The 7,249-nt window shown below is 36.6% G+C and carries 8 protein-coding genes and 1 pseudogene; 8 read left to right on the forward strand and 1 reads right to left on the reverse strand.

Annotated elements, in window-relative coordinates; all coding sequences use genetic code 11:
* Positions 1 to 46 precede the first annotated feature (46 nt).
* From M901_RS07585 to hutI, 5 genes are read left to right on the forward strand one after another with little or no spacing between them, the layout of a single operon-like run.
* The gene (locus M901_RS07585; protein WP_021277605.1) at positions 47 to 253 is read left to right on the forward strand and encodes a methionyl-tRNA formyltransferase; all 207 of its coding nucleotides are present in this window, start codon (positions 47 to 49) and stop codon (positions 251 to 253) included.
* Between the two features lie 41 nt (positions 254 to 294).
* A complete protein-coding gene (locus M901_RS07590; protein ID WP_232422515.1) occupies positions 295 to 990 on the forward strand; it encodes a methionyl-tRNA formyltransferase in 696 nt (231 codons plus the stop codon).
* 8 nt (positions 991 to 998) lie between these two features.
* A complete protein-coding gene (rpe, locus tag M901_RS07595) occupies positions 999 to 1,649 on the forward strand; it encodes a ribulose-phosphate 3-epimerase (RefSeq protein WP_021277611.1) in 651 nt (216 codons plus the stop codon).
* An 11-nt stretch (positions 1,650 to 1,660) separates the two neighbouring features.
* Positions 1,661 to 3,202, forward strand: coding sequence for a histidine ammonia-lyase (gene hutH, locus M901_RS07600; protein ID WP_021277613.1), 1,542 nt, complete (start codon positions 1,661 to 1,663; stop codon positions 3,200 to 3,202).
* Positions 3,202 to 4,416 (forward strand): imidazolonepropionase, encoded by a 1,215-nt coding sequence (gene hutI / locus M901_RS07605; protein WP_021277608.1) that lies wholly within the window; start codon positions 3,202 to 3,204, stop codon positions 4,414 to 4,416. The genes hutH and hutI overlap by 1 nt, the downstream gene beginning before the upstream one ends.
* On the opposite strand, the gene M901_RS07610 is transcribed toward hutI, so the two are convergent.
* Positions 4,409 to 4,960, reverse strand: coding sequence for a TlpA disulfide reductase family protein (locus tag M901_RS07610; RefSeq protein ID WP_021277606.1), 552 nt, complete (start codon positions 4,958 to 4,960; stop codon positions 4,409 to 4,411). The two genes, hutI and M901_RS07610, sit on opposite strands and share 8 nt — an antisense overlap.
* 88 nt (positions 4,961 to 5,048) lie before the next feature.
* Here M901_RS07610 and M901_RS17780 point away from each other — a divergent pair, with 88 nt between their 5' ends.
* The 3 genes and pseudogenes from M901_RS17780 to M901_RS07620 form a co-directional block, all read left to right on the forward strand.
* The gene (locus M901_RS17780; RefSeq protein ID WP_198295366.1) at positions 5,049 to 5,246 is read left to right on the forward strand and encodes a hypothetical protein; all 198 of its coding nucleotides are present in this window, start codon (positions 5,049 to 5,051) and stop codon (positions 5,244 to 5,246) included.
* 15 nt (positions 5,247 to 5,261) lie between these two features.
* Entirely contained in the window at positions 5,262 to 6,755 is a 1,494-nt protein-coding gene (gene glpK, locus M901_RS07615; protein WP_021277609.1) for a glycerol kinase GlpK, read from the forward strand.
* A gap of 157 nt (positions 6,756 to 6,912) precedes the next feature.
* Positions 6,913 to 7,249 (forward strand): annotated as a pseudogene (locus M901_RS07620) (imidazolonepropionase); the annotation flags it as partial.

A 7,249-nucleotide genomic window follows, 5' to 3' on the forward strand; every position in this document is an offset into this window, starting at 1 on the left:
TTCTTACTAAGAAATATATGAAAGCAAAGAAGAGACAAGGATAGAAATGAAGAAGTTTAATGTTGTTTTCTTTGGAACACCTGACTTTTCAGTTCCTGCTCTTGAGCTTTTAAATAACCATCCACATATTAATTTAAAATATGTGGTGAGTATGCCTGATAGGCCGGCTGGAAGAGGACAAAAGCTTCAGTCTCCTCCAGTTATAGAGTATGCCAAATCAAATAAATTAACTTTTTTCAGACTGAGAATATAAATAGAGAAGAAGATTTCTTAAATAAGCTTGAAAATGAAAGAATTGATTTCTTCGTCGTTCTTGCTTTTGCTCAATTCTTAGGAACAAAAGTACTCAACCTACCTTTAGAAGGCTGTTTTAATATCCATACCTCACTTCTTCCAAAGTATAGAGGTGCAGCACCTATTCAATATGCTCTTTTAAACGGAGATGATAGCACTGGTGTTTCAATTCAAAAAATGGTGAAGAAAATGGATGCTGGTGATCTTGTAAAAGAACACCCTATTTCATTATCTAGAACTGAAACAGGTGGCCAACTATATACACGTTTAAAGTTCCAAGCGGCACTAACTTTAAATGATTTTATTACTGATCTTTTAAACGATAGTGTTTCAGAAAAAGTTCAAGATGAGTCAGCTGTCACATTTGCGCCAACTCTTAAAAAAGAAGATGGTCATTTAAATTTTGCAGAAGAATCATTTGAAGTCATTTGGAACAAAGTTAGAGCACTAAAACCATGGCCAGGAACATATTGTTTTTTAAACAATAAGAGGCTTAAAGTCATCGAGATTGAGGAATATAACTCTCTCACATTAAAGCCTGGCGAATTCAAACTACATGATCAGAAAATGCTAATTGGAACAACAGATAAAACAATCCGTTTATCTTATGTTCAGCTTGAAGGAAAAAAAGCAAGTAAGGACACTGACTTAGCAAATGGACTTCAAAATATTAGTGAGCAAATAACTTTAAAATAGGAGTTCCTATGGTTACGATTGCCCCAAGTATTTTAGCTGCAGATTTCATGAACCTTCAAAGCGACATACAAGCTTTACAAGGTAATGATGATCTTTGGTTACATCTTGATGTTATGGACGGTCATTTTGTCCCTAATATGACTTTTGGAATCCCTATTATAAAGCAAATCTCTAAGATAACATCGATTCCATTAGATGTTCATCTTATGGTAACAAATCCGAACTTCCATATTGTGGAATTGAAGGATTCAAATATTCACAATATTACATTTCATTTAGAAGCTGAAAGCAACCCGCTCAAATTGATTGAACTTGCGAAACAGTTCTATCCAAAGGTAGGTATTTCAATCAAGCCAAATACACCGGTTGAGGAAATTGAACTTGATGTTCTGGCCCATTGCGATCTAGTTCTAGTGATGTCAGTAGAACCTGGCTTCGGTGGACAAAAATTTATGCCATCAGCTATCCAGAAAATTAAACAATTAAAAGAATTACAAGATACTCATGCACTTGATTTCATCATCCAGGTTGATGGTGGAATTAATAATGAAACAGCTAAACTTGTACGAGATGCAGGTGCAAACAACCTTGTTGCTGGTTCTTATATTTTTAAGAATGATCAAAGTGAGTATGCGAATTATATAAACTCTTTAAGATAATAGAGGAATTTATGAGTAAAGAATTTATTTTAGATGGTCATGGTTTAACAATTAAAGATATTTTCACGATTGCAAATGCAAAGAAAGGTGAAACAACTGTTAAACTTTCAGATATTGCTAAGCAAAGTGTTATTAAGTCGAAAGAATATGTCACAAAAATTGTAGAAAAAGGTGAGCCTGTCTATGGTATCAATACAGGGTTTGGTGCACTCTCTAGCGTTCATATTCAAAAAGATGACCTCTCGACTCTTCAAGTTAATCTAATTCGTTCTCACTGTACTGGTGTTGGTCAGCCTTTTAGTAGAGAAGTCACGAGAGCAATTATGCTACTTCGTGCAAACTGTCTTGCTTCTGGGTTTTCTGGTGTCACAATCGACGCTATCGAATTATTACTTAAATTTTTAAATCACGATATTACACCCGTAGTACCCGAAAAAGGTTCTGTTGGTGCTTCAGGTGACCTTGCCCCCCTATCTCACATTGCCCTTGCCTTAATTGGTGAAGGTGAAGTTATTTATGACGGAAAGCTCGTGAGATCTGACTTTGCAATTCGTGACATTGGTGAAGAACCAGTTGTTCTTGGACCTAAGGATGGACTTGCTCTAATTAATGGAACAGCTGTTATGGCAGCACTTGGTGCACTAGCCATTCACAAAGCTGAAAGGCTTATGAAACTTGCAGATATCGCGGCGGCGTCGACAGTTGATGGTGTTAGAGGAACTATTATGGCCTACGATCATAAGATCCACGGTCTTAAACCACACCCAGGTCAACTTTCTTCTGCCATTAACCTCAATAAGATTCTTGATGGTAGTGAGATTTTAGTGTCGCACCCAGACTGTGGTAAAGTGCAAGACCCATATTCTCTAAGATGTGTACCTCAAGTTCACGGTGCATGTAGACAGACCCTTGCTCATGCTCGCGAGGTTTTAACTCTTGAATTAAATGCAGTAACAGATAATCCACTTATCTTTATTTCAGATGATGAAGTTATCTCTGGTGGAAACTTCCATGGTGAAGCTATTGCTATGGCAATGGACTATTTGGCCATTGGTTTAGCAGAGCTCTGTAATATCTCTGAAAGACGTGTTGAAAAAATGATGAACCCTACTTTTTCTGACTTACCGGCATTCTTGACGCCTAACTCTGGACTCAATAGTGGTTTAATGATTGCACACGTAACGTCTGCAGCTCTAACTTCAGAAAATAAGTATTTATGCCACCCAGCTTCTGTTGACTCAGTTCCAACTTCAACTGATAAAGAAGATCACGTTTCTATGGGTGTTACTTCAGGTAGAAAGCTACACGAAGTACTTGATAACTTAACAAGTTGTTTATCAATTGAATTCCTTTGTAATACACAGGCAATCGAATTCCATAGACCATTAAAATCATCACCTGCAATTGAAGCAGTCGTTTCTCATGTAAGAAAAACTGTTCCAAGAATTGAAGATGACCGTGTATTTTATAAAGATATGAACAATATCAAAGCACTTATTAACAATAACGAGTTATTAAATGCAGTAGAAGAAGTTATCGGAGAATTACAGTAGTGATCACCCTTTTAAATAATATTTCAGAAGTACTAACTCTTGAAAGTGCTTTTAAAAAGGATGGTAGAAATCTACTTCCTGAGGATAGTTGTATTATTGATAATGCAGCCGTAATTCATAATCAAGAAGAGATTCTATGGGTTGGTTCTAAGGAGAATATACCTTCTAACTATAAGATTGATCAAGAAATTGACCTAATGGGTAAAGTTCTTACTCCAGAACTTGTAGATTCTCACACTCACGCCATATTTGGTGGAAACAGAGCTGATGAATATACTATGCGACTCAATGGAGCCGACTACCAAGCTATTGCAAAAGCTGGTGGTGGAATTTTATCAACTTCAAAAGGAACAAATTCTCTTTCGGAAGATGAGCTCTTCAACAGTACTGTTGAGAAGATTGAAAGAATTGCATCTTACGGCGTAGGTACTATTGAAATCAAATCTGGATATGCATTGAACTACGAGGGCGAAAAACTTTGTTCAAAAGTTATTGGTCGTATCAAAGAACATTTTGCTCCAAGAATTCAAATATTTAATACATATCTTGCAGCACATGCTGTACCGAAATCATTTAAAGACTCAGCTGAATATCTCAATCAGGTTGTTATACCTCTTATGAAAGATCTTGCGGACGAACATATTATAGATGCCGTCGATATTTTCCACGAAGAGGGTTATTTTTCGTATGAAGATACTAAACTTCTCTTCGAGGAAGCTCTCAAGCTTGGCTTCAAACTAAAAATTCATGCTGATGAGTTTGGTGACAACAAGGGAGCTAAACTTGCAGCAGAGTTTAATGCCCTAAGTGCTGATCACCTCCTCTGCACTACACAAGACGGCATTGAAGCTCTTGCAAAGTCTTCCACTGTTGCAACTGTTCTTCCTGGTACAGGATGGTTCCTAGGAAAACCTCAGGCCAATGCTAAGAAGATGATTGATGCTGGTTGTAAATTGGCCATTGCTTCAGATTACAATCCTGGTTCATGTCACTGTGACAATCTCCTTCTTATCGCATCTATGGCCGCACCTATGTACCCACTCAATATGACACAGATGTGGAGTGCTATCACAATGAACTCTGCGGCAGCTCTTGGATTTAACAACCAAGGTGCAATTATCCCAGGGCTCAAGCCGAGATTTGCTGTTTTTAAGACAAATAAAATTTCTGAAATTACTTATAATTGGGGAAGAAACCTAGCAGAGCCTATTTAATAATAGGCTCTATCTTCTCTTTGAACTCTTCTGAGTCAAAATCCTTTGCACCTTGTGAGACCTCAATTACTTTACCATTATGAAAGATAATTGAGACAGGAATTGCTGATATCATAAACTTATCTGTTAGAGATCCATTCTTATCTACGACAACATCAAAATTTAGATTATATTTTTTTTGAATTTTCTTAATATTCTTTAAAACATTATCTTCATCAGAGTTTATTCCGATGATTTTTAATTTCTCAGTTGGATAATTCTTTCTCAGACTCACAAGAGAAGGAAACTCCTCTAGACAAGGCTTACACCACGACGCCCAAAAGTTTAGAATAACCACGTCAGATAGAAGGTTTTTCTTATCAAATGACTTACCTGCGAGCGATTTCACATCCATTGACTTTAGGATAGCTTCGTAATGCTGATGTTTCTTATTAACTTCGTCAGACTTTTTCGCAGAAAGATACCCATTCTCCGGAACAACTAAAGCTGTTACAATAATAATTGCAACTAAGATTATATATTTAAATGGTAATATTTTCTTCATTGAGTCCTTACACCCTTAGCAAATACCATAATAGTATAGAGGGAAAATACAATTTATGAAACACTGCAGAGTTTTCCGACTAATTAGGTTGAGCATTCTACGACACAAACGTAGATTTGTAAAAGAAGATGGTCAGACATTTATTGAATTCATTCTACTTTTTCTAGTATTGATCTCCCTTTCTTTTATCTTACTCACTCAGACCAATAGTCTTGTTGCAAAACGCTGGGAAGCGATTATTAATGTTATCGCTCAACCAAGTGATACAAATATTTCAATTAACTAAATAACTGGAGCCTTCATGTTCATTCTTTCAATTGACCAGGGAACGACTGGGACAACTGCCGTAATAATTAATGCTGAGACATTTGAGTTAGTCGGTAAAGTTAATAAAGAATATCAACAAATATATCCTGAACCTGGATGGGTCGAGCATAATCTTAATGATATCTGGCAAACGGTTGAAGATACTACGAAAGAAGCTCTAAAGAAGTTCAATGTTCTGCCCAATCAGATCAAGGCCATTGGTATAACAAATCAACGTGAGACGACCTGTGCATTTACCAAAGATGGTCAACCAATTGCAAATGCAATCGTATGGCAAGACAGAAGAACTTCTAAGTTTTGTGAAGAGCTAAAGTCTAAAGGGCATACAGAACAAATTCATAAAAAGACTGGTCTAACTGTTGATCCATATTTTTCTGGTACTAAAATTAACTGGTTATTAAAGAACAATTCTTCTGTAAAGGAAGCTTTTAATAATGATGACTTACTTATAGGTACGATTGATACCTTTCTACTTTATAAATTAACAGGTCATGTCTCTCATAAAACAGATACTTCTAACGCTTCTCGTACGATGCTGATGAATCTAGAAACTACTGACTGGGATCAAGAGATGCTTAATCTTCTTGATGTCCCTCAAAATATTCTGCCTGAAATATGTGAGAGTATTGGTGAGTTTGGGTTTACTAAGGGTCTCGGTTTTCTTCCTGATGGCATTCCTATTTCTGGAATCCTCGGAGATCAGCAGGCTGCTCTTTTTGGTCAAGCTTGTTTTAGAAGTGGTGAAGGTAAATGTACTTATGGTACTGGTGCATTCATGCTTGTTAATACAGGTGAGGAAATTAAATATTCAGACAATGGGCTTCTTACAACAGTTGCTTATAAATATAATAATAAAACCTATTATGCTCTTGAAGGTTCTTGTTATATTGCAGGAGCCTGTGTTCAATGGTTAAGGGACAATTTAAAGTTCTTCGATGCTTCACCTGATATTGAAAGAGAAGCTCTTAAAGTTAAAAACTTACAATCGACAAAAGATATCCTCCTTCTACCTTTTTTCACAGGTCTTGGCTCGCCTTATTGGAAATCAGAAGCTAAGGCTGCCTTAATTGGATTAACACGAGACTCTGGCGTTCCAGAGATCTCTAGAGCTGCACTTGAAGGTATTGCTCTTTCAATTAACGACTTAATTAAGGCGATGGAAATAGATTTTGACAAGTCAATTGAGACTTTAAAGGTAGATGGTGGTGCAGTTGCAAATGATCTTTTAATGAATATTCAATCGAGTATTTCAAATATTGAAGTCATAAGACCGGATGTTATAGAAACCACTGCTTATGGGGCAGCAATGGCCGCAGCTATTGGTACTGGTTTAACATCAATGGATAAGGTTACTGAGCTTTGGCGTGTTGATAAAACTTTTAATACTTCACGCACGCCTGATGAAAGCTCTTACTTTTCACATAAATCTGAACTTTGGACTACCTACATAAAAAATAATTTTCTATAAACTAGCTGCCCTCCAAAATCGAGGGCAGCTCTTCAATATTTCTTATCCTTTTAACCTGAATTTTGTATTTATCTTCCAGATTGGAGTAACTATCTAAATTCATGACAACACTTTTAATTTTATAATGTGATAAATCTTTCAAAATTTGTTCTGTATTTTGAGGACATTCAACCTCCCATTAGGTTATTTTTCGTATGAAGATACTAAACTTCTCTTCGAGGAAGCTCTCAAGCTTGGCTTCAAACTAAAAATTCATGCTGATGAGTTTGGTGACAACAAGGGAGCTAAACTTGCAGCAGAGTTTAATGCCCTAAGTGCTGATCACCTCCTCTGCACTACACAAGACGGCATTGAAGCTCTTGCAAAGTCTTCCACTGTTGCAACTGTTCTTCCTGGTACAGGATGGTTCCTAGGAAAACCTCAGGCCAATGCTAAGAAGATGATTGATGCTGGTTGTAAATTGGCCATTGCTTCAGATTACAATCCTGGTTCAT

The sequence above is a fragment of the Bacteriovorax sp. DB6_IX genome (assembly GCF_000447775.1).
Classification (GTDB): Bacteria; Bdellovibrionota; Bacteriovoracia; order Bacteriovoracales; family Bacteriovoracaceae; genus Halobacteriovorax_A.

Bases quoted from the DNA above. Each gene is read 5' to 3' on its own strand.
- hutH (WP_021277613.1), top strand. From the start codon at position 1,661: ATGAGTAAAGAATTTATTTTAGATGGTCATGGTTTAACAATTAAAGAT.
- glpK (WP_021277609.1), top strand. From the start codon at position 5,262: ATGTTCATTCTTTCAATTGACCAGGGAACGACTGGGACAACTGCCGTA.
- rpe (WP_021277611.1), top strand. From the start codon at position 999: ATGGTTACGATTGCCCCAAGTATTTTAGCTGCAGATTTCATGAACCTT.
- M901_RS07585 (WP_021277605.1), top strand. From the start codon at position 47: ATGAAGAAGTTTAATGTTGTTTTCTTTGGAACACCTGACTTTTCAGTT.
- M901_RS07610 (WP_021277606.1), bottom strand. From the start codon at position 4,960: ATGAAGAAAATATTACCATTTAAATATATAATCTTAGTTGCAATTATT.